Genomic DNA, 22,618 nt, shown 5'->3' with positions numbered 1-22,618 from the left:
GAGCGGGCTTGTCGGATCGCCGCATCGCCGCGAAGACGTCGGCCCATGACCCACTGCTTTCGCGAGCAAGCCCGCTCCCAAAGGGGATCTGCGCTTAACTGACTGGCATTAGGGCAAGCCCGCGATGGCGCCAACCTGTTCCCAACATCCCTAACTGAAAGAAGACTGCCCCATGAGTGACTCCGGCCGCGCCGACGCCCTTCTAGCCGACCTACCCAAGCACGGCCGTGGCCGGCTCAAAGTGTTCCTCGGTGCCGCACCGGGCGTGGGCAAGACCTACGCGATGCTCCAGGCCGCCCACACCCAACTGCGCCAGGGCGTCAAACTGGTGGCCGGCGTCGTGGAAACCCACGGCCGCGCCGAGACCGAGGCCTTGCTCAGTGGCTTGCCCCAGCAGCCGCTGCTGCGCTCCGAATACCGTGGGGTGATGCTCGAAGAAATGGACCTCGACGGCTTGCTCGCCACCAAGCCCAAGCTGGTGCTGGTGGACGAGCTGGCCCACAGCAACGCCCCCGGCAGCCGCCACGAAAAGCGCTGGCAAGACATCCAGGAGCTGCTCTCTGCCGGGATCAACGTGTTCACCACGGTCAACGTCCAGCACCTGGAAAGCCTCAATGATCAGGTACGTGGCATCACCGGCGTGCAGGTGCGTGAAACCCTGCCGGACTGGGTATTGCAGGAAGCCGATGAATTATTGCTGATCGACCTGCCATCCCGCGAGCTGCTGGAGCGCCTGCGTGACGGCAAGGTCTACGTGCCGGAGCAGGCGCGCGCGGCCATCGATGCGTTCTTTACCCAGACCAACCTCATGGCCCTGCGCGAGCTGGCAATGCAGACCGCCGCCGCGCACGTCGATGACGATCTGGCCCAGGGCTACCGGCAACTGGGCCAGGCCGCGCCCACCGTGCGCGGGCGCTTGCTGGTGGGGGTGGATGGCGATGCCGAGGCCGAACGCCTGGTGCGCCACGCCAGCCGTGTGGCCCAGCGCCGGCATTTGCCCTGGAGCCTGGTGCATGTGGACAACGGTCGGGTACGTGACGAACAGTCGCGGCTGCGCCTGCAAAACGCCCAGCAACTGGCCGAGCGCCTGGGCGGTGAGGTGGTGTTGCTGCGGGCCGGCGAGGTGGCCAAGACCCTGATCCAGCACGCGGCCGAACGCCGTGCCAGCCTGGTGCTGGTGGGGCAGTCGCGCCCACGCTGGCGCCGCCGGCTGTTCGGCGGTGGCTTGGCGGCGCGCCTGTTGCGCAATGCCCGGGGCCTGGAGATCAACGTCCTCGATAGCGATGAAACGCCGGTGCCGCCGCGCTTGCCCGATGTACGTGGTCTGGTGTGGTTCGACTACGCCCTGGCGCTGCTGGCAACCGTGCTGGCCAGTGCATTGGCATGGGGCGTGTCGAGTGTCCTGCCGCTGCCCAATATCTCCCTGGTGTTCCTCGCGGCGGTGCTGCTGGTGGCGGTGCGCAGCAGCCTGGGGCCGGCATTGGCGTGTGCGGCGTTGTCGTTCATGACCTATGACTTTTTGTTTATCCCGCCGAATTTCTCCTTCGCCATCCAGCGTGAAGAGGATGTGCTGACGTTGCTGTTCTTCCTGCTGATGGCGGCGCTGACCGGCAACCTGGCTGCGCGCCAGCGTCGGCAGTTGCAGGCCCTGCGCGACACCCAGGAAGAAACCAGTGAACTGCTCGACCTGTCGCGCAAACTCACCGCCGCCACCGATCGCCAGGCGGTGGTCAGCGCTGCGGCCCACCATCTGCAGGGCTGGAGCGATTTGCAGCTGTGCCTGGTCAATCGCGACGGGCCCAGTGACTGGAAGGTCGAGACCGGTGGGCCGATCACCTTCACCGAGGCTGAACGTGCCGCCGCCGACTGGGCCTGGCAGCACGATCAGCCAGCGGGCATGGGCACCGGCACCTTGCCGTTTGGGCGTTGGTGGTGGTGGCCGTTGTCTGCTGAAAACGGTCCGCTGGGCCTGCTCGGCGTCAGCCCCAAGGCCGGCCTGGAACTCAGTGGCCAACGCCGGCGCTTGCTCACGGCCTTGAGCCAACCGTTGGCCCAGGCACTGGCCCGCGCGCAACTGGCCCAGAACCTGGAGGCCGCCCGTTTGCACGGCGAGACCGAACAACTGCGCAGCGCCTTGCTGGCCTCGGTGTCCCATGACTTGCGCACGCCGCTGACCTCCATGCGCGGCAGCATCGACAGCCTGCTGGCGCTGGGCGAAGCCATTCCCCTGGAAGATCGGCGTGAGTTGCTGGAAGGCACCCGCGATGAAGCCGAGCGCCTGGACCGCTACATCCAGAACCTGCTGGACATGACCCGCCTGGGCCATGGCGCCTTGAAGCTGGCGCGGGACTGGGTGTCGCCCGGCGATATCGTTGGCAGTTCCCTCGCCCGTTTGCGCGCGGTGCTGGCGCCGTTGCAGGTGAGCACCGATGTGCCGCCCGAGTTGCCGCTGCTTTATGTACATGCCGCGTTGATCGAGCAGGCACTGGTGAATGTGCTGGAAAACGCTGCACGCTTTTCACCGCCCCATGGCCGCTTGCAACTGCGCGCCGGCGTGGCGGAGCAGGCGCTGTTTTTCTCGGTCAGTGACGAAGGGCCGGGGATTCCCGAAGACGAACGGGCGAAGATTTTCGATATGTTCTACACCGCCGCACGGGGCGACCGGGGTGGGCAGGGCACCGGACTCGGCCTGGCAATCTGCCAGGGCATGGTTGGCGCCCACGGCGGGCATATCAGCGTGGCCGAGGGCATCGACGGGCGGGGCACTTGCATCACCTTGTTCCTGCCGTTGCAGACGCAGCCGAGCCTGGAGAGTGAAGCGTGATACCCGCTGCGCTACTCTTATCTTTTTTCAGCGATTGTGATGGAACACCATGAGCCAGACTGCGACGATTTTGGTCATTGACGACGAGCCGCAGATCCGCAAGTTCTTGCGCATCAGCCTGGCCTCCCAGGGCTACAAAGTGATTGAGGCCGGGACCGGCGCCGAAGGGCTGGCCCAGGCGGCCTTGAGCAAGCCGGACCTTGTGGTGCTGGACCTGGGCCTGCCGGACATGGACGGCCAACAGGTGCTGTGCGAGCTGCGCGAATGGTCGAGCGCCCCGGTGCTGGTGTTGTCGGTGCGTGCCAGCGAAGGGCAGAAGGTCCAGGCCCTGGATGGGGGCGCCAACGACTATGTGACCAAGCCATTTGGCATCCAGGAGTTCCTCGCCCGGGTGCGTGCGCTGCTGCGCCAGGCGCCCACCGGCGAAGCGCAGCAAGCCGCACTGAGTTTCGGCCCGCTGACGGTCGACCTGGCGTATCGGCGGGTGTTGCTGGACGGTGTCGATGTGGCCCTGACCCGCAAGGAATACGCGGTCCTGGCGCAACTGGCGCGTCATCCGGGCCGGGTGATCACCCAGCAGCAACTACTCAAGGATATCTGGGGCCCGACCCATACCGAAGACAGCCACTACCTGCGGATTGTGGTGGGGCACTTGCGCCAAAAGCTGGCGGATGACCCGACCCAGCCGCGTTTTATCGTGACCGAGGCGGGGGTGGGGTATCGGTTGTTGGGGGGGGAGGGCTGAAAGATTGTGGTTGCTGGGCCGGCCTCATCGCGGGCAAGCCCGCTCCCACATTTAGCTGTGTGAATACATGCAAAAGGTGGGAGCGGGCTTGCCCGCGATGAGGCCATAAACCCCGCCGCAGAGCTCAACTCTGCTCACTCTCATACCGATCCAGCGTATCACTGGCAATCTCCCGCCCCAACGCGATCAGTTCCGGCGCCTTGTAGAACTCAAAGAAGCGGCACACGCGCTTGGGCACGTTGATCAGCACATCCGGCGGGTAGCCGGCAATTTTGTACTGGGCCAGCGACGTCTGCATCACCTCGAAACTCTGGTTGATCAAGTCCAGCAGCGATGCCGGCCCCACGTTGTCGATGATGAACGAACCGGTGGCCGACTTGGGGGCGCCGGGCGTTTCCGGGGCCGCAGCCGGTTGCTGGGATTCGGGCTCGGCGCCTTCGAGCCAAGGGTTGATATCGGCGGCTTGCGCCTGCAGCGCTTCTTGTTCCAGCAACAATAATTGCTCGGCCTGCTTGCGCCGAAACGGCAGGTGCGAGCCCAGTGAACGCACCAGGTTATCGAAGCGGCTCTTGAACGCCGGCGGGCGCTGGATCACCGGCAGGGTGTAGTGTTTCTGGTTGGTGGCGTTGAGGTTGACCGCAATGATCAGGTCGCAATGGCTCGACACCACCGGCACGATAGGCAGCGGGTTGAGCAGGCCGCCGTCCACCAGCATGCGGTTGCCTTGCATCACCGGGGTAAACAGGCTGGGAATCGCTGCCGAGGCACGCATGGCCTGGTGCAGGCAGCCTTCCTGGAACCAGATTTCCTGCTGGTTGGTCAGGTCGGTGGCCACCGCGGTGTAGGGAATGCGCAGGTCTTCGATATTGATCTCGCCGACGATCTTGCGGATCTGCCCGAAGACCTTCTCGCCGCGTATCGCCCCCAGGCGAAAGCTCACATCCACCAGGCGCAGCACATCCAGGTAATCCAGGCTTTCGATCCAGTTCCGGTAGTCCTGCAGCTTGCCCGCCGCATAGATCCCGCCCACCACCGCGCCCATGGAACAGCCGGCGATACAGGCGATTTCATAGCCTCGTTTTTCGATCTCTTCGATCACCCCGATATGGGCATAACCCCTTGCTCCGCCGGAGCCCAGGACCAATGCAACGCGTTTTTTCATGACCGGATCCTTCGCAAAACAGCTGTCCACAATGCACCTAACCAGGGGGCTGCTTCAATCCTAGTTGACCGGAGCGATAAATTTCGTAAACCGACCTATTTGCTCGGGTATGCTTTGGCTATCAGTACTGGGCATTTCAGGCTGTGTGACAAGGCACTTTTCGATGTAGGCAGCGTCTACATCCCACGACTGTTTTCTTTTCTTGAGGTGTCATTGATGAAAGCCTGGATGTGTTTGCCTGTGATTGTGTTGGCCCTGGCCGGTTGTGCCGGCAAAACGGCCTATCGCGATAGCTGTGGCAGCCAGTTGGATGCTGCGTGGCACGAACTGGACCTGGCCAAGGCCGAAGGGTTTGCCGGCACGGTCAGCTATTCCAAGGCCCTGTCGTTGCTGACCGGCGCCAAGACCCAGCAGCAATTCGAAGCGTTTGAAGGCTGTGCCAGCAAAGCCGAAAAAGCCCGTTTCTATATCCGTGAGTCGCGCGCCGGGCGTTGATCCGAGTCAGCGCAACCCGCGGGGGGAATGGTTAAGGTGGTTCCAGACACCTGTTTTGCGCAGGTGCATGGACGTTGTTTAACAGGGGAAGCAGCATGTCGGCGTTGGTGGATCAGTTAGTCGCCCAGGTCATTGGCCTGGAAGTCGGATTGTTGAGTTGCCAGGCGCGCCTGGCGGCGGTTACCGATGACGAAGCGTTGCACGACCTGCGCACCACCGTGCGCCGTCTGCGCAGCCTGTTGCGGCCCTTGCGCGGGCTGCCCGGCGTCGAGCAACTGGAGACGGCCGCCAGCGCAGTCGGCCAATTGACCACGCCGCTGCGCGACCGCGAGGTGTTGGCGGCGTATCTGCAGCAGCACGGTTATCACCAAGCAGCCGCCCGGCGCCTGCGCCTGCAGTCGCAGACCTATCAACAGGTGGCGAAAAGCCCGGAGTTGGCGCGACTGCTGCTGATCCTCGAAGCCTTTCCACGATTTATCCGCGCATCCCAGCAGCAAAAACTGCTCAAGGGCCTGCGCACGCGCATCGAAAAGCGCCTGGCCAAGCAATGGCAGGCACTGGAAGTGGCACTGCACGATCCCGATCACGACCGCCATCGCCTGCGCTTGTTGATCAAGCGCGTGCGCTACGCGGCCGAGGCCTACCCGCAATTGGGCCAGGTGCCGGCCAAGGCCATGTCCCGCCTCAAGTCTGCCCAGGGCGCGCTGGGGGATTGGCATGACTGCTGGCAATGGCTGGCGCAAGCCGCGCAGCAGGCCGATCTACAGCCCTGTGTCGCGGTCTGGCAGCGCACCATGGCTCAGGCCGAGGGCAAGGCGGACCGGGTCCTCGACAAGCTGGCGGCGGACTGTTTCTGAGTCTGCGGCTTATCTGTCTGGGTATTTGGCCGGAATAAGCGCTGTACCGGGCTGGCGCGCTGGTTAAGATCGCTCATCGGTTTTCTTGATGTGAGGTCGCCATGCGCTTTAGTGATTTGCTCGATGCTGCCCGTAACAACCCGTTGGACGTGTCTATTCCGGCCGAGTGGGCCCAGGGTCGCGCCACGTTTGGCGGGCTGGTTGCCGCCTTGCAATACGAAGCGTTGCGTGCCCAGGTGCCGGCTGATCGCCCATTGCGTTCGTTGGCCGTGACCTTTGTCGGGCCAGTGGCGCCAGATCTATCGGCGAGCTATCAAGTGGAAGTGTTGCGCGAAGGCAAGGCGGTCAGCCAGTTGCTGGGGCGGGTGGTGCAGGGCGGTGAAGTGATGACCCTGGCCCAGGCCAGCTTCGGCGCATCGCGGCCTTCAGAGATCGACGTGCCGGCCTTGCCCGCGCCGGCCTTCAAGCATTGGGACGAGTGCCAGGAACTGCCCTATATCAAAGGCGTGACGCCTGAATTCATGCGCCACCTGGCGATGCGCTGGAGTGTCGGTGGCTTGCCGTTCACCGGCAACAAATCCCGGGAAATGGGCGGCTGGGTGCGCTTGCGGGGGGATGTGAAAGAAGAGCCTCTGACCGAAGCCCATATCCTCGCCCTGGTGGATGCCTGGCCGCCGGCGCTCTTGCCGCACCTGAAGAAGCCGGCACCCGGCAGCACCCTGACCTGGACCATCGAATTCATCCAGCCCCTGGCGCAGTTGACGACGCTGGACTGGTGCCAGTACCACGTCCAGATCGAGCATGCCCGCGACGGTTACGGCCATGCTGCGGCGATGTTGTGGGGGCCTGACGGCCAATTGATCGCCATCAGCCGCCAGACCGTGGTGGTCTTCGCCTGAGCCATCCTCAGTGGCGGTGGCGCTGACGCCAGGCCTGCCACCAGCCACCGCTGAGGACAAAGCGCGGGAAGGTCACGAACTGCTCGACCACCAGGCGCTGCACTGCATCTTTACGATCACTGAACGGCTCGCTGGCCTGGGCTTCCAGGCTATGGCCGTGGCGTTGCAGCGCCAGGCCGGCCATTACGCCGACCACACCGATGGCGAAACTGGCCAGGCTCAGGCTGAACACGCCGGACACAATCAGCAGGAACCCGACGATGAACAACGGCACGGCAATCAGGTGCAATACCAGGTTGGTCGGGTGCTGATGGTTCTGCGGGTAGGCGCGCCATTGCCAGGCCGGGAGATTGGGGTGACGTTTGCCCATGATGATAAATCCTCTGTCCATTGATACTTGATGAACAGAGTTTAGGTCGGGCGGGCAGGGGCGGCGAATTGGGGTTGGCTATGGGGATTATAGCGTTTTGATGGAGCAAGCCAGCGGCGTGCGCTGGCTGATCGGTGGGCAAACGTTACAGTTTGAGCTGGCCGATAGCCTTGCTCAACTCGCCGGCCAGGGTCGCCAGTTCGTTGCTGGTGGTGGCCGAATCCACAGTCTGTTGCACGGTGTTTTCCGTGACATCGCGAATGCTCACCACCGCGCGGTTCATCTCTTCGGCCACATGGCTCTGCTGCTCGGCGGCAACGGCAATTTGCGTGTTGCTCTCGCGCATCTGCGCCACGGCGCTGGTGATTTCGGCGAGTGAAGCGCCGGCTTCCTGGGCCTGCTGCACGCAGTCGTCGGCCTTGAACGAGCTTTCCTGCATAAAGTCCACCGCATCCCGGGTACCGGCCTGCAGGGCAGAGACCATGCGGGTGATCTCATCGGTGGAGCTTTGCACGCGCTTGGCCAGGTTGCGTACTTCATCGGCCACCACCGCAAAGCCGCGGCCCATTTCCCCGGCGCGCGCGGCTTCGATGGCGGCGTTGAGGGCCAGCAGGTTGGTTTGTTCGGCGATGCTGTGGATCACGCCGACCACGCCATTGATTTTCTGGCTGTCCTCGGCCAGCTTCTGGATCATCTCGGCGGTTTGCTGCACTCCGGTGGACAACCCGGCAATCGAGCGCTGGACCCGGCTCACCACTTCCTGGCCGCTGCCGGCCAGGGTGTCGGCGGTCTGGGACAAGTCGCGGGTGGCACCGGCGTGTTGGGCGATGTGATACACGGTGGCGGTCATTTCATTGATCGCGGTGGCCGCCTGGTCGGTCTCGCTTTGCTGGCCGAGCATGCCGTGCTGGACCTCATTCATGCTGCTGGCCAGGCGCGCGGCGCCATCGTCCAACAGCTTGGCGGTGCGTGCCACGGTGCTGACCACCCGCTGGTACCCGGCCTGCATGGCGTTGAAGGCACTGGCCATCTGCCCGACTTCGTCCTTGCACGCCAGGGGCACGCGGGCCGAGAGGTCGCCGGTTTTCTCGACGTGCAGCATTACGTCTTTCAAGGTGTTGAGTTGGGCCAGCAAAAAGCGGATCAGTAACTGCGAGGCGCAGAGCATGGCGAGCATCAGGATCAGCACCGCCACCGCGTAGTTGGTGAAACGTTCGGTAAACACCTGGCTCAGGCTCGGTGCATAGGCCAATACCGCAACTTGCTGGCCATCGGCGCGGGCGACGACTTCGGCGCCCATCAACGGGTTCTCGCCGAACAGCGGCATGTGATTGAACTCGACCCAGCCGCTGGCTTCGCTGAGGGCGGACAAGTCCTGGTCCGCCAACTCGGGAACCTGGCCCCGGGCAAATGTCAGCCAGTGCTCGCCTGTGGGCAGCGCTTGCCCGGCCGGCCAGGCACCGAGCAAGCGGCCCTGGGCTTGTGCCGAGGCTTGGGAGGCATGGCTGCGGGCCTGTTGTTCAAGCTGCACGGCATACAGCACCAGCAGCAGTGTGGTGATGAACGCGACCGCATTCACGGCCCAGAATTTGTACTTCAGCGAGATATTGCTAAGCCAGGCACCCATGGAAGGTTTTCTCTGATAGCGGAAACAGTATTGGCAAGGTGCCATTATTGTGCCGCTATCCGGGAAATGGGTGTTGATATGGGTCAATGCACCGCGTCAATCCAACGCAGGCAGGCCGAAAAAGGCGCGGGCGCAGGCGGTGCTGTGTTGGGCCAGGTCTTCCAGGCTTTCTTCGCGGTGCAGGGCGACTTCGCGCAAGACTTCCGGCAGATAGGCCGGCTCATTGCGCCCGTTCTTCGGTTTGGGGCGCAGGGTGCGTGGCAGCAGGTAGGGCGCGTCGCTTTCCAGCATCAGGCGGCCCCGAGGGATTTCCCTTGCAAGCGGGTGCAAGTGCATCCCACGGCGTTCGTCACAGATCCAGCCGGTGATACCGATATGCAGGTCCAGATCGAGGTAGCTGAACAGCGCGCGTTGCTCGCCGGTGAAGCAGTGCACCACGGCGGCGGGCAGTTGATCACGGTAGTCGCGCAGGATCTCCAGCAGGCGCTGGTTGGCGTCCCGTTCATGGAGAAACACCGGCAACTGCAATTCGACGGCCAATGCCAGGTGGGCTTCGAGGACTTTTTCCTGCTGGGGGCGGGGTGAGAAGTCACGGTTGAAGTCCAGCCCGCATTCACCCACCGCGCGTACCCGGTCCTGGCTGAGCAGATCACGCAGTTGCCGGGCGCTGTCGGCGTTCCAGTCGCTGGCACTGTGGGGGTGAATGCCCGCAGTGGAGAACAGTCGCCGGGCGCTTTCATCCCAACGCTGGCACAGTTCCAGGGCCTTTTCGCTGCCTTGCACACTGGTGCCGGTGACGACCAATTGGCCCACGCCAGCGGCATAGGCGCGGTCGAGCACGGCCTGGTGCTTGTCGTCGAAACTGGGGTTGGTCAGGTTGACGCCAATATCAATGAGTTGCATGGTGCTATCTCCGCCTGCGGTCGGAAAGTCTATCAGAGCTGTAGATTTATAAGAAAAACCAAGAACTACAACGAGTTATCGCTGTCTTTGAACGTCGCAAGTAACACCGTGGTTGGCCGATGGCCTGCTGCTGTGACACCCTTGCATGCAAAGTCTGCGCCTCTGGCGCTCTGTTTCTGTCCCCCAATGCGGCGTTTTTCGCGGTGCATGGGGCCTTGTTCTTTCCGGAGAGCGGATGATCCGACCCTCGGCAATGCTCATGGTGTGCCTGACCCTGCTGCTGCCCACGGCGGCGGTTGCGCGTCTGGACGGGCCGCTGGAAGTGACCAAGCCGAGCAAAGTCCGGGACCTGGCAGAAATCCGCAGCAGCCGCACTTTGCGGGTGCTGGTCAACCAGAGCCGTAACAGTTCCGGTGAGGTCCAGGGCCAGTCCATTGGCGTTGAGTATCACCGCCTGCGCGCCTTCGAACACTACCTCAATGGCCGTGCCCGCGATGGCCAGGAAATCAACCTCAAAATCATCCCCAAGGCCAAGGATCAGTTGCTGGGCGCCTTGGCCCGTGGTGAAGGTGACCTGGTAGCGCCCGGTGAACTGCTGGATGCGACGGCGGCCCACAAGATCAGCAGCAGTGACCCGATTGCCAGCGATGTGCCGCTGTGGCTGGTGGGCCTCAAGGGCGAGCGACGGTTTACCCGCTTGGAGCAGTTGTCGGGGCGCACCCTGGCCCTGACGACGGGGAGTGCAGCGGGGGAGGCGGTCAACCAGATCAACCAGAAACTGGCGCTGCGCAAACTGCCGCCGGTCAAGGTGGAGTGGGTGGACCCCAGCCTGGCGGTGGAAGATGTATTGGAGATGGTCCAGGCGGGGATCTTCCACCTGACCATTGTCGAGCGGCCGATTGCCGAGCGTTGGTCGAAGATCCTGCCCAAGTTGCGTTTTGACAAGCAAGTAGCGATCAGCGAGCCGGGGGAGGAGTACTGGTTCGTACGTCAGGATGCCTCGATGCTGCGGGCGAGCATCGATCGCTTCCTGAAAACCTACAAGACTCCGTCAGACCAGGATGTGGCCTTCCAGCGTATTTATCGCCGCCTCTATCAGGTGCGTTACCCCTTGGCTCGGGCGGATCGACAGCGCCTGGAAAAACTGCGCCCGATCCTGCAAAAGCATGCACGTGAGCAAGGCATGGACTGGCTGAACCTGGCGGCCCTGGCTTTCAAGGAATCGTCCCTCAATCCCGGCGCGAAAAGCGGCAGCGGGCCAACCGGCCTGATGCAGATCACTCCGTCGGCCGCCCAGCGGGTAGGGGTCAACAATATTCAGACCCTGGACAGCAATGTGCAGGCGGGTGCGCGCTACCTCGCGCTGATTCGGCGCAAGTTCTTCGCCAGCCCCAAGCTCAATGAGCGCGAGCGCATGGCGTTCGTCCTGGCGGCCTACAACATGGGCCCGGAACGGGTGCAGGGCATGCGCGCCGAGGCGCGACGCCGGGGCTTGAACCCCAATCAGTGGTTCTTCCAGGTCGAGCGCATCGCCATGGAGCAGGTCGGAATGGGCGGCGTCAGCTATGTTAATAGCGTGAACAAGTACTACTTGGCCTTTGATCGGGAACGGGACTCCCTGGAGCCGGTGGGGGCAAAGATCGTCTCACGCAAATAATCTAATTTATCGATATTGATTAGCGCTTTTTTCGGCTTTTATCATTATTTAAACTGATTAATATAGCGACCAACCAACCCCTACTTCGAAAAGGATTATCACTATGAGCCCAATGATCAAAAACCTTCTGTCCACCCGCGCAGGCTACGGCCTGACAGTCCTGCGGATTTTCGTCGGTATCATTTTTGCCGCCCACGGTTCGCAAAAACTTTTCGGCTGGTTCGGCGGCGGCGGCCTGGCAGGCACGGCGCAGTGGATGGAGAGCATCGGCCTGGCCCCGGGTACCCTGATGGCACTGTTGTCGGGCGGTACTGAGTTCTTTGCCGGGCTGGCGCTGATCATTGGCTTGCTGGCACGTCCAGCGGCGCTGGGCTTGACCATTGTCTCGCTGGTGGCGATCTTCTCGGTGCATATCAGCAACGGTTTGTTCATGGCCAACAACGGCTATGAGTTCGCCCTGGCACTGCTGGGTGGCACAGTGGCGGTGCTGTTCGAAGGTGCTGGCAAACTGTCTGCTGACCGCGCCATCGCCAATTGATCGCGCTGCACACGTGTTAAAGGCCCGCCCTGTGCGGGCCTTTTTCGTTGTACGGGATTCTTGACACCGCCCCACCGGCTTCTCTAGGATGCTGCATGCGCCGATTTAAACAGCTAATTGCGGGGCGCCACAGGGACTCGCTGCAGTCCCGACAGAAGCCTGCTCCAGGTTTCGAAATACCGCTAAAGCGCTGGTTCGGTGTTGCCTCTCACCTGCCCGCAGACTTTTGAGGCAGAGACACGACACGATGAATGCACTACGACCTCTTGTACGCCTGGCCCCGATCACTGCGGGCCTGACTCAGCGCAACCCGAAAATCCTCCTTGGCGGCAAGCACCAGCCGACGCTATTGCGTTACCTGGATGGCTGGCCCCGCCGCACTGGCCGTCCTTCGGCGTTCCTGATCCAGTTTGTCGAAGACGGCGAGTCCCTGGCCCGCTTTGCCACCAACAGCTTTGACCTGGCGGTGATCCAGGCGCCGAACGCCGAGGATGCCAGCGAGTTCATCCGCCACCTGACCCGCGTGGCGCGCCAGGGTTTGATTACCCGGCGTTAAGCCGCGACGCTCAGTAGAACGCTGCGGCAGGCGGGTGTTGGCGACGGCGACGCGAGACGAAGATCCCCAAGCCCAACAGGCTTACGATCAGCGCAACGGTGATGCTGGTGAGCAGCACCACGCTGAGCTCCAACTGGCGGACGCTCTTGTAGGCCGTATCTTCCAAGGTGTGAAGCTCCATGCGTAATCGCAGGCGTTCTTTGTTCAGCGCCTGCAACAGCGCGCTCGAAGGGACAGCCTGCCCCCCCAGCATTGATGGCGGCGTGTTCAGTAATTGCCATTCCTTTTCTGCCTGGTCCAGGCGTTGTTCCAGCAGGGCCGCCTTTTTTCGGTAGGTTTGTGCAGCCTCGTTGCGCAGCCGGTCCAGCAACCCGGGTGGTTGCTGGTCACTCGCACGCGGGCTGATCGCGCGCAGCATGTCGGGTGCTGCGAGGTTGTCCAGGGTATTCAAGACAAACCTGGCATTGCCTGGACGCGGCGCTTTTTGCCCGTTGGCATTGCGTGGGGCCAGCCAGACGCGATCGCTGAGCAGGTCAATGTCGGCAACCACAACTACTTGGATATTCGTGGCCTTTTGCAGCGTAGCTTTCTGGCCGTTGATACCGTCCGCAAACGCGGAATAGGCGGGCCCTTCGATACGGGCGGCGATTACATTCCTCCGACCACGATTGGCCGCCTCGCCGAGCATGGCGTCGAAAGCGTCCTTTTGAGTGAAACGTGCCCCATCGAACGTGCTGGCTTGCTCGGAACTTTGCAGGAGCGGGGTGAAGGTGGTGCGGCTTTTTTTCAGTGGTATGAGTGTGCCGGGATTTAACAGCGTCACACTGTCGACGCCCCAGCTACTGATATCGTGCTGCGCCATCGCCTCTCTGGGCAGGGTAATTGCCCCGGGGTGGCGTACAGGCGGCTGGCCGCTGGTCATGACTACCGGGGTTGCATAGAGGCTGTCCGCCAATACCATATTCGCCGGCATCTGCACGCCCCAAGCCGCGAGCAGGCTTTGCTGGATGGCGGTGTGGGCGGTCGAGTCCAGATCGTTCAGCGGGTCGATAAACATCATCAACCTGCCCCCTGCCAGGACAAATTGGTCAATGGCAAAAAGTGTTTGTTGCGCGAGTCGAGCGGGTTGGACGACCATCAAGGTCTTGATGTGTTCGGGGATGCGCGGGATGTCGTTGCCCAGGCTCATCAGGTTGAAATGGCTGCGCAACTCCTTGAGCAACTGCCACGGCGGCGCGGTGGCCTGATTGAGCTCGTCCCGGCTGCCATCTATGGGTAATCCGGAGATCAGCCCGATAGTCGGTTGCTCCTGGCGGGCGACGTTGTGGATCAGGCGGCTGATCTCATATTCCAGGAAGTCCGCTTGGCTGGGGTCGAACCTTTCGATTTTCTGCGGCTCCTGGTTTGCACGGATGCCGATCAGGCCAAACAGTCCTTGTTTACTGTCCAGTCCCAATACCTGCGCCTTATATTCATCTTCGGAAAAGGGCCGGGGGTCGATCAGGTGCAGATTGATGTTGCCGTTTGCCGCGCTCTCATAAGCCTTGAGCAGCATTGCGATGTGTTCGCCATGATTGTTCAAAACTTCACTTTTACGGGGGTGGCTGGCGTTGAAAAAGTACAGGTCCATGGGCATTTCAAGTGTCGCGAGCAGGGCATCGGTGGAGGGAGACAGGGTATGGATTTGGTGCCCGGAAAGGTCCAGGCGATAGTTGGGCAGTTTCAGGACCCAGACCAGATTGAAGGCGAGAAAAAGCAGGGCGATGACGACCAACGTCACGCCAAAGTTTATAAGGTTCCTCATGGGATATCCGTTCTCAGCCTTTTCTGAAATTTAAAGTGAGGGTGGTTGCAGTGAGGAAAGCGATGATCATGCTGACGAAGTACGAGGTGTCCTGCAGCGTCAACAGGCCGCTGTCGATGGCGCTGAAACGTAGCCGTGGATTGAGTGAGATCAAACTGTCAATAATCCAGATCGGTGTCTGATGGGCCAGCATATCCAGCACGGATGATAAAGTGCTGGTTATCAATAGCAACGTAAGGGTGAGGCTGAAGATAATCAGTCGGTTACAGGCCAGTACGCAGATCAGACCGGAGAACGAAAGATAGGCCCCAGCCAGCAGCCAACTCCCGATACATTGCGCGAGGATCGTTGAGTTGTCCGCCGGGGCCAGATAGTTGATGGCAATAATCAGCGGAAAGTTTAACAGCAGGGTCAGGGCACACAGGACCCATGCGGCGAAAAATTTGCCCAATGTCAGTTCTAATGCGGAAACTGGCAGGGTGTTGGTAAAGACCAGTGCAGTATCTTTATGCTCATCCAGCCAAAGTAATGTGGAAATAAATGGAATGAAAATTAGATAGAGCCAGGGATGGAACTGAAAAAAAGCATGTAAATTAGTCGGGGCTTTATCTAAGAAGTGTCCTACATAAAAACCCAGCGCAGCATTGGTCAGCAGGAAGAGTGCGATGCCGAAGTAAGTGGCTGGGCTCGACAAGTAACTGCTGAGTTGGCGCTTGAATATCACGGGTAGACGTTTCAATTGGGTGCCTCCTGGCTCATATGGTGGATGACATCGCTTAGGCGTCCCGGCTCAATGCTCAAGGAGTTGATCTTCCAACGACGATTGGCGACCAGGGCATTGACGTGGGGATAAATGATTTGCCCCGGCATCGCGAGTACCGTCACGCTGCCGTCGGCGTGCCGGTCTTCTTCAATGCCGGCCACCCCAGGAAGTACGGCCAGCGCCAGCAGGTCCAGGGGAGCATCGGCGGCCAGGGTGATTGCCTGGTAATGACGCGAGCTGCGCAGCAGTTGCGTGACCGGGGCATCAGCCAGTAGGCGGCCTTCGGCCAGGACCAGCGCCCGCTGGCAGATCGAGGAAAACTCCTCGGGGTTACGCGAGGCGATCATCACGGTCATGTCTTCGGTCAGTGACTGGATGAGCATCCCGACCTTATGTTTTTGCAGGGCGTCCAGGCCTTCGGTGGGTTCATCGAGCAGCAGCAGCTTGGGGTCATGCACAATGGCCTGGGCCAGTGCCACTTTGCGTCGGTGCCCCGCAGGCAAGGCGGCGACGGGTGAGTTGAGTACCCGCCATAGCTCCAGGCGGGTGATGGCGCGATCCACCATCTTGCGTTTTTCCAGGCCCCGGAACCCACGAACTTCAGCCATGAAACCCAGAAAGCTCTTAACCTTCATGCTGCCATGGCTGAGTGCGGATTCAGGCTGGTAACCTATTATCTTTCTGGTCTTTATAGGGTGTGTGGATATAGCCAGGTCGTGTATTTTTATATTTCCGGAAGTTGCCGGAATGCCACCTGAAAGTAGTTTTAGTAGGGTGCTTTTGCCGGCGCCATCATGTCCGAACAATCCTATGCATTCCCGGGGCTGAGCGCTGAATGTCAAGTTGTCGAGGATCGTAGTGCGTCCGGCTTTCTTTGTTAGATTTGTTATTTCGATCATTATTCTTTTCTGCTTGGTTGTTTGCCAGGACGCGCCAGGTTGGACACGGCCTCAATTAACCTGTGTCTTCAGGCTGCGAGTTGCCAAAGGTTTAAGATGAAAAGTATTGATCTGCGGCATTGTTAAAAAATGGTACGTTCAATGGGGGCGCTTGGAAACGCTAGGACGCGCGAATAAGGTAAGTCCTACATGTGCCCCAATCACTCGCTGAAACAATTGCATTGCTCTTGGTGTGGTGTTGATTTTTGATTTTATAGATGGCGTGTATATGAAGTACTACCGTAATGGAGTTCGACACTCATGATGCTTCTACGTACTCTTGTTCTTGAACACTCTGGTCATGATTCCCCGGTTAACGGTGCATTGCTCTGTTGTTTTGCGGTACCGCAAATCGCATCGAACTTTCTTGTCTATAGCCTGGATGAAGAGGTCGAGCCCGGAAGCTCCCGGGTCTATCTCGCCGCCTTGCGCAAAAAAGCCGAGCGGTATTTTCTTGGAGGCATCGAGTCCAAGGAGAGCCTGCAACTGGCAATGAGCGTCCTCAAGCAGATCATCACCCTGGCCACGGCATCTGGCGCTAAGGATGGCAACGCCTCAGAGTCGCAGGTGCCTTATCACTTCATCGACCTGAAGGGCAGCAAGCTGCCGACGGCTCGGCCGGAGGATCACCATTCGCTGATGATCAAGAAAGCATTGGTGATGAAGGTGATCACCCTTGGGACGTCAGTCATTGGCTTGCCCGCGATTGAGAGCACCGAGTTGATTGTGCCGTCTATTCGCTTCTCATCAAAAATGGTGTCGCCACCCGGTATAGCAAGTCATGCGGAGGATTTGCCGCCTGAGTCCCAGGAAGAACCGCCGGTGGTGGTGCCCGCCATCCGGGCCGTTGAGTCCTTGCCATTGCCGACGCCAACCGCCCCCGTTCAGCAGGTGCAGGAGCGGCCACCTGTAGTCGCGGATCAGTCGACCCTGGTTGAAGTAGACACCACCCTGACCAATCTGGCCCGAGTGGCACATGAGTTGACGCAGCAAAAGCGCGCGGTGCTCCAGCAACAGGAGGAGTTGGAGGAACAGCGCAGCCAGTTGCTCCAGGAAAAAGCAACATTGGAGCGGGCTCACCAACAAGTCAGCGCCCAGGAAGTTACCTTGCAACAGCGTACAGAAGCCTTGGATAGCCGCGAGGCAAATCTGGTCCGGGATACGCAGTTGCAGGAGGCGGAACAACGGCGCCTGGAAGATTGGGCGCGACAGCTGGAAGATGAGTCGTTCAGGCTACAGGCCCATGACAGGGCATCCCAACAGCAGGCTGAACAGTTGGCGAATGGCCTGGGGCAATTGTCGGGTTTCAGGGGGGATCTAAAGGCGTTGCTCTATCGCCTGGATGGAACCTTGTTTCCTGTGGGAAAGGTCGAGCAGGAGCCGGGCAACGTGCCTAGGGCCGACTGACCTGAGGGAATCAGGCCTGGCTACTTTTTGGCGTTCATTTATTATCAAACCTGACCGGTTGCCGGCAGCCAGCCAGTGCATCCGTGGCTGATGCAAGGCTGGTTTGAACCAATGGATATTTCCTGGGGATGTGACGCTTTTGAGTACCAAGCTGATTACCAAAGAAGGTCATGAGGCGCTGAAGAAAGAGCTGGATTACCTGTGGCGAGAAAAGCGTCCGGATACTACGCGCAAGGTGACCTGGGCCGCTTCGCTGGGAGATCGCAGCGAGAACGCCGACTACGCGCAGGCACCCCAACGGAACTACTATTTCGAGCGCACCCCTTGCCCCAGTAGGCCCGCATAAATAGTAGGCCTACTATTTCAGGCCTACTCTTTCGAGTAGAAAATGGAGCTGGTGGAGGGGCTTGTTCAGACGCCGCAAGCCCATTTCACCCGCAATCTTCCCTAGATCCATGTCGGCCCAGCTGATCAACCCACCCAAATCCAACCCGACTTCCCCCTCGTCCAACCCCTAAGCCCATCACGCCCGACCAGCCCGGCAAGGATTACGCACTCCCTCATTCGCCCTGACGCCGACACCTGCAAACGCCCCCCCATCTCTCAACAAACACCGAACGACCGCTAACCTCCGCATCGCCAATAAACCGTCAGTCCGCGCATCACCCGGATACACGCCCATCACTGGACACACCTCGAAGACGTCCAGGCGAGCCAATTCCTCACCTGGAAAAAACACGTTTTCTGGCCCATAGTCATGCTGGCCCAGTGCTAGCTGTGCCCGTCTCCGTGTCGGGTACCAGGTAAGCAACCCAGGCCAAGAAAAAACCAAGCCCAAGAAAAAACCAAACCCAAGAAAAAAACCAAGCCAAACGAACAAACACCCAGGGCCAAAAACCGAGCCCAGATCATCAGCATGTCTAGGGAGTGCTGCCTTGCCCAATCCGGAGAAAGTCAGGACGCTTTCCGTACGGTTACTGCGTAGTGACTACGAGGCCGACGAGGCCCTCAAGGAAGAGTACATATCGGGGGCGCGTCGCAATCGACTTACGCGATCGGACTGGCCAGGGGTCGAAGGTGCGCATTTGTTGGTCGGCCAGATCTTCACCAGCAGGCCCGGCTGGATTTCATTTGTCGAGGAGCAGGTGGGCGCACAGCCTGACAACCTGATCGCCAGCGGCGCCGGTGCCGTGCTGTTCCTGCCCGTTGATGATCGGATTTTCGCGATCTGCTTTGGGCATATCCACATGGCGTTGGAGGAAGAGGCGTTCGAGCGCCAGTTTGGCCTGAAAGTCACGCTGAACTCGGTGCCACGTGATGGGTTACGCACGCTGGATCTGGCGACCCCTGACGCCGTGACGTTCCAGAAGCGTGTGCAGGCCAGCAAAGACAGTGACGTCCAGGACTTCGGCGTTGACGTGCTGAGGGATCTTGCGCGCGTTGCCGGCGGCACTCCTAACGAAGCAAATTTTGCGAAATTCGTTGCGGGTCGAGACAGCCTTTCCATTACCTGCAAGCTCGCGTCGGACGACTTGCTGACCAAGTGCGAGCAGATCCTGCACGTATACCGCACCAACACCTACAAGCAGCGCTTCCCGTGGATCGACAACATGCAGGTTGTCCGGGACAGGGGCACCCTGAACGCCCTTGATCGCAAGCTATTCGCGGCATTAAGAGCATTGCGTGAAGGAAGGGACAGCGAGCTCCACATGGCGCCCCCGGAGATCGTGGATTACCAGGAGGGGTGCCTGCTGCACTACAACGGCTTCGGCAGCAGCGGCACGGATTTTCACAGCCTGTCGATCGAGGACTACGTCGCCGAGCTCGATCGCTGCGAATTCGACGGCACTATTGATGACATCCGCGAGCGCCACTACATCAAGGCCAAAGCCCCGGACTCAGACGTCTTCAAAGTGCAATGGCGCGTCTACAACTGCTTTACCTTTGAAACCAACGTCCGGTCTGGTGGTGTCAACAACAGCTACGTCCTTTTCTCCGGGCAATGGTACTGCGTCGAGCGCAACTTCAAGCGTCAGGTGGAGGAGCGTTTCCAGGCCATTCCGAGGGTGGAAATCATCGGGCCCACGCATTGCCGGAATGAGCGGGAGCTCATCGCTCATCTGGAGGAAAACCGGGCTGACCTGCTGTGCCTGGATCAGGTGAAGATCAACCCGGAAGGGGTTCGATACGCGAACATTGAGCCGTGCGATTTCCTGTCGAACGCCAGGCAGTTCATCCACCTGAAGGACGGACACTCGTCAGGCCCCATCAGCCACCTGTGGTCGCAAGGCGTGGTCAGCGCGGAAGCGCTGGTGAGTGATGCAGACTTTCGCAAGAAGCTGCGCAGGGTTGTGAGCAACCGCAGGCGGGCGGTTTTGGCGCTGTTACCCGCAATCAATGGCCGCGTGGCGCGGGCTGATTACACGATTGTGTATGGGGTGATGCGCAAGCCCTACAGAAACGGCGACCTGGATCTTCCCTTTTTCAGCAAAGTCAGCCTGCAGGCTGCGGTGGATCGGATTGAGCGACTGGACATCCCAGTGGCGCTGGAAATCATCGCAAAGCCGGCGCACGAGCAGGATGAGTTGGGCGTTGACGACGAGGAGGAGGGCGGCGAGGTTGGCGACGAGGTTGATGACGCCGAGGCAGGTTTCGGAGAGGAAGAGTAGGGGAACCGGTATATCCACGATTGATCTCAGCATCCCAGCCGCGCCCATCAGTTCTGCCAATGGGTACGTCTTCTCGTTTGCGGTGCCCTAGCGGGCTGGCTGTCGTGAACCAAGCCAGGCCATCGCCTGTCTTGGCCCTTCGGGCTTCCATCCTTCACCGCTGCGCGCTCCGCTTGCCTGCAGGCCAGTGCTCGTTCAATAGACGGGTTGTGCCAGGGCAGCAGGCAGCCACTACAGCAGGCGTTCACATCCCTGGGCCAGGTAGAACTGGATCAGAGCGTCGCGGACTCACCAGCGTTGGCTTTGGTTTCCCTCTGAGTATCGCTGTTGCGCGGCGCCGCAGTTCAGGAGCTAAGAGACAAATCCAGCGATATTCGCCATACCCCCGGCGTTGCGGGCTCCAGCAGCCCCCCGGCAGCCCCCAGCAGCCCCGGAGCCGAGAGACAAAACCCGTGATATTCGGCACAGCCCCGGCGTTGCGCACCACATAAGCCCCACAGTAGCCCCAGCTCTGAGTGGCAAACCCCCCGATATTCAGCTCATGCACGGCGAATCGACAGATGCGCGTGGTGAGAGATGAAACGCGGCATATTCGCCAGAGGCCCGGCGTTGTGCAGCACAGCAGCACAGCAGCCCAGCAGCCCTGGAGCCGAGAGACAAACCCCTCGATATTCGACTCAGCCAAGGAGAATCGACCAGATCCGTGGGGTGGGAGACGAGACGCGGGGTAATCGATGTTGAGCGGCCAGAAATGCTTTTAGGTCTCCATGGCGGAGCCCTGAACGGGTGGGCGTGCCAGCGCAGCGGGTTGCTACGCACACATCTCGCACCGGGTTACCTGACTTACGTACATGGCATGGGCACGGTGGGGATCGCGGATGCGCTCGGGGTGATAGTGACCCTTGATGCAGTCAGGCGGAATATCCTGGCGGATGATGTAGCACGGTGGGGCATCCCTACCTAGTTGCCGCCCCGTCATGTTCTGACCCCACGTGGAAAGGATCATTTTCGCCAGTCGAACTTGCTGCACTTCTTGGACGAAGGAGAAGGGTATGTCCACCTCAAGAATGGTCGGTACTCCGATTTCGCGAAGTCGCCAGCGATAGTCCACCCCTCGGCCGCTATCGCCGTTCAACTCAGCGGCGAGCGCCATGAGGTACTCACTGCCGTTGATGGCGTAGTGGCCATAGTCCTTGAGCATGTCGCGGTCATCCCCGGATAACCAGATTTTCCCTTTCTCACTGGTGCTCCGAGTCTGCAGTTCATCGAGTGCTTGCTGGACTCTAGCGGGATCGACGTCATGGAAAAGCTGCCGAAAGCGCGTTTGAATGCGGTCGATCTGTTGACCCTGTAGCCCTAGTTCGTAATAGGAACGGAGGTTCTCAGGGCGGCATCCGTGGAAGGCTTTCACATGGCTGTAATAGCCAGTCAGCTTTTCGCAGAAGGCGGGGACGAGTTCATCATGATCCGGCAGCCAGGTTAGATCATCTGGCCAGCAGTCTGGACGGCTTCGCTGGAGGTGGCTACGCAGTGCTGGGTCTAGCAGGTCGCTCGCGTAGAAGCGGATAGAGGCCAGCCAGCTACGGCGTTTGCGCCAGTCTAGTGTGCGTTGCTTCATGCGCCTTTCCTTGGGCAGTGTTTCTGCTGCGGGTCGTGTATCAGCTACTCAATCGTCAGCCGGCAGTGATCGCTTCCACAAGAAATTCACCGTGGATCGAGTGATGCCGAGTTGCCGTGCAGTCTCAGATTGGGTCAAGCCCGACTCTTTGCACTGGAGCACCTTCTTGAGTTTGACCACGTTGACTGGTCGCGCGGCCGGCCGCTTCAAGACGCCCGCCCCGGTGAGATGTTCGGCGATATCTGAGGCGCTTATCCGTTGCTCAAGGGCCTCCAACTCCGCTGTGGCTTGAGCGAGCAAGCTCTGAGTCGAGACGTTGTCACGTGTGGCCAGAACGAGTGAAAGCAACGCTAAGGGGCTCAGCCCGAGTGCCTCGGCAAGCTCCGAAAACTTGTCCAACGTTGGCGTGCTCTGCGCGTTTTCGATCTTTGCCACGTAGGTGCGAGAGGTTGCGTGAGACAAGCCCTCCTGGGTTAGCCCCAGGCTGCCTCGAACTGCTCGTATGACGGCCGCGAGGGCCGGTCTGATCAACGTCAACGCGAATATCCTCAAATTGGAGGATGTAGCCATGCCGGGATGTACAGTTACACCGCATATGGTGTATAAAACTGGACGATGCGCTGGTCGTAGGTGGCTATTGGCGTTTCCTGATTCGGTTGTCGGTGAGCTACCAGGCCCGGAGCCAGTGGCCGTCGCCATGCCTGTAGCTCCAGAGGTGGGGCAGGGTAGTGGCCTGGGTAGTGGCTTCAATTCACCGCTAAATCGAATCGGGATCTGCTGCTATCG

General features: G+C 60.4%; 20 protein-coding genes. 11 read left to right on the top strand and 9 right to left on the bottom strand.

Features of this window, described 5'->3' with window-relative positions; all coding sequences use genetic code 11:
- Positions 1–172: 172 nt before the first annotated feature.
- A complete protein-coding gene (locus tag AC19YY_RS15890) occupies positions 173–2,824 on the top strand; it encodes a DUF4118 domain-containing protein (RefSeq protein WP_500604506.1) in 2,652 nt (883 codons plus the stop codon).
- 49 nt (positions 2,825–2,873) lie between these two features.
- Positions 2,874–3,569, top strand: coding sequence for a response regulator (locus tag AC19YY_RS15885; protein ID WP_170042801.1), 696 nt, complete (start codon positions 2,874–2,876; stop codon positions 3,567–3,569).
- 124 nt (positions 3,570–3,693) lie between these two features.
- Here AC19YY_RS15885 and AC19YY_RS15880 read toward each other — a convergent pair whose 3' ends face one another.
- Complete coding sequence (locus tag AC19YY_RS15880) at positions 3,694–4,731, bottom strand: patatin-like phospholipase family protein (RefSeq protein ID WP_169952699.1); 1,038 nt, start codon at positions 4,729–4,731, stop codon at positions 3,694–3,696.
- A 216-nt stretch (positions 4,732–4,947) separates the two neighbouring features.
- Here AC19YY_RS15880 and AC19YY_RS15875 point away from each other — a divergent pair, with 216 nt between their 5' ends.
- The 3 genes from AC19YY_RS15875 to AC19YY_RS15865 all read left to right on the top strand — a co-directional run bounded on the left by AC19YY_RS15875 (position 4,948) and on the right by AC19YY_RS15865 (position 6,982).
- Positions 4,948–5,226: a hypothetical protein gene (locus AC19YY_RS15875; RefSeq protein WP_029300795.1), complete on the top strand. Its 279-nt coding sequence runs from the start codon at positions 4,948–4,950 to the stop codon at positions 5,224–5,226.
- Between the two features lie 95 nt (positions 5,227–5,321).
- Positions 5,322–6,083, top strand: a complete 762-nt coding sequence (locus AC19YY_RS15870; protein WP_170042802.1) for a CHAD domain-containing protein — start codon at positions 5,322–5,324, stop codon at positions 6,081–6,083.
- Positions 6,084–6,184: 101 nt separating this feature from the next.
- Positions 6,185–6,982, top strand: coding sequence for an acyl-CoA thioesterase (locus AC19YY_RS15865; RefSeq protein ID WP_169952696.1), 798 nt, complete (start codon positions 6,185–6,187; stop codon positions 6,980–6,982).
- Between the two features lie 7 nt (positions 6,983–6,989).
- Here AC19YY_RS15865 and AC19YY_RS15860 read toward each other — a convergent pair whose 3' ends face one another.
- The 3 genes from AC19YY_RS15860 to AC19YY_RS15850 all read right to left on the bottom strand — a co-directional run bounded on the left by AC19YY_RS15860 (position 6,990) and on the right by AC19YY_RS15850 (position 9,882).
- A complete protein-coding gene (locus AC19YY_RS15860; protein WP_170042804.1) occupies positions 6,990–7,352 on the bottom strand; it encodes an Mpo1-like protein in 363 nt (120 codons plus the stop codon).
- A 145-nt stretch (positions 7,353–7,497) separates the two neighbouring features.
- A complete protein-coding gene (locus AC19YY_RS15855) occupies positions 7,498–8,979 on the bottom strand; it encodes a methyl-accepting chemotaxis protein (RefSeq protein ID WP_500604505.1) in 1,482 nt (493 codons plus the stop codon).
- Positions 8,980–9,075: 96 nt separating this feature from the next.
- A complete protein-coding gene (locus tag AC19YY_RS15850; protein ID WP_500604504.1) occupies positions 9,076–9,882 on the bottom strand; it encodes a TatD family hydrolase in 807 nt (268 codons plus the stop codon).
- A 235-nt stretch (positions 9,883–10,117) separates the two neighbouring features.
- Here AC19YY_RS15850 and AC19YY_RS15845 point away from each other — a divergent pair, with 235 nt between their 5' ends.
- From AC19YY_RS15845 to AC19YY_RS15835, 3 genes are all read left to right on the top strand, one after another.
- A complete protein-coding gene (locus AC19YY_RS15845; protein ID WP_169952687.1) occupies positions 10,118–11,539 on the top strand; it encodes an MltF family protein in 1,422 nt (473 codons plus the stop codon).
- 103 nt (positions 11,540–11,642) lie between these two features.
- Positions 11,643–12,077: a DoxX family protein gene (locus tag AC19YY_RS15840; RefSeq protein ID WP_057439195.1), complete on the top strand. Its 435-nt coding sequence runs from the start codon at positions 11,643–11,645 to the stop codon at positions 12,075–12,077.
- Between the two features lie 247 nt (positions 12,078–12,324).
- Entirely contained in the window at positions 12,325–12,633 is a 309-nt protein-coding gene (locus tag AC19YY_RS15835; RefSeq protein ID WP_169952685.1) for a class I SAM-dependent methyltransferase, read from the top strand.
- 10 nt (positions 12,634–12,643) lie between these two features.
- Here AC19YY_RS15835 and AC19YY_RS15830 read toward each other — a convergent pair whose 3' ends face one another.
- From AC19YY_RS15830 to AC19YY_RS15820, 3 genes are read right to left on the bottom strand one after another with little or no spacing between them, the layout of a single operon-like run.
- On the bottom strand, positions 12,644–14,437 hold the full coding sequence (locus AC19YY_RS15830; RefSeq protein ID WP_500604503.1) for a Gldg family protein: 1,794 nt from the start codon (positions 14,435–14,437) through the stop codon (positions 12,644–12,646).
- 13 nt (positions 14,438–14,450) lie between these two features.
- Positions 14,451–15,176, bottom strand: a complete 726-nt coding sequence (locus tag AC19YY_RS15825) for an ABC transporter permease (protein WP_169952681.1) — start codon at positions 15,174–15,176, stop codon at positions 14,451–14,453.
- A complete protein-coding gene (locus tag AC19YY_RS15820; RefSeq protein WP_500604502.1) occupies positions 15,173–16,099 on the bottom strand; it encodes an ABC transporter ATP-binding protein in 927 nt (308 codons plus the stop codon). Before AC19YY_RS15820 ends, AC19YY_RS15825 begins: the two co-directional genes overlap by 4 nt.
- A gap of 300 nt (positions 16,100–16,399) precedes the next feature.
- Between AC19YY_RS15820 and AC19YY_RS15815 the strand changes: the two genes are divergently transcribed.
- The 3 genes from AC19YY_RS15815 (at position 16,400) to AC19YY_RS15805 (ending at position 20,214) form a co-directional block, all read left to right on the top strand.
- The gene (locus tag AC19YY_RS15815; RefSeq protein WP_178121056.1) at positions 16,400–17,545 is read left to right on the top strand and encodes a hypothetical protein; all 1,146 of its coding nucleotides are present in this window, start codon (positions 16,400–16,402) and stop codon (positions 17,543–17,545) included.
- A 139-nt stretch (positions 17,546–17,684) separates the two neighbouring features.
- Positions 17,685–17,891 carry a transcription elongation factor GreAB gene (locus AC19YY_RS15810; RefSeq protein WP_500604501.1) on the top strand — a complete coding sequence of 69 codons (207 nt, stop codon included), beginning with the start codon at positions 17,685–17,687 and terminating at the stop codon, positions 17,889–17,891.
- Positions 17,892–18,480: 589 nt separating this feature from the next.
- The gene (locus AC19YY_RS15805; protein ID WP_500604500.1) at positions 18,481–20,214 is read left to right on the top strand and encodes a DUF6119 family protein; all 1,734 of its coding nucleotides are present in this window, start codon (positions 18,481–18,483) and stop codon (positions 20,212–20,214) included.
- Positions 20,215–21,025: 811 nt separating this feature from the next.
- Here the strand turns inward: AC19YY_RS15805 and AC19YY_RS15800 are convergent.
- Both AC19YY_RS15800 and AC19YY_RS15795 read right to left on the bottom strand, forming a co-directional pair.
- The gene (locus AC19YY_RS15800; protein ID WP_500604499.1) at positions 21,026–21,832 is read right to left on the bottom strand and encodes a hypothetical protein; all 807 of its coding nucleotides are present in this window, start codon (positions 21,830–21,832) and stop codon (positions 21,026–21,028) included.
- Between the two features lie 48 nt (positions 21,833–21,880).
- Positions 21,881–22,402: a helix-turn-helix domain-containing protein gene (locus AC19YY_RS15795; protein ID WP_500604498.1), complete on the bottom strand. Its 522-nt coding sequence runs from the start codon at positions 22,400–22,402 to the stop codon at positions 21,881–21,883.
- Between the last annotated feature and the right edge of the window lie 216 nt (positions 22,403–22,618).

This window comes from Pseudomonas sp. MF09156 (assembly GCF_059862305.1).
This window is presented reverse-complemented; position numbering and strand designations above follow the sequence as displayed.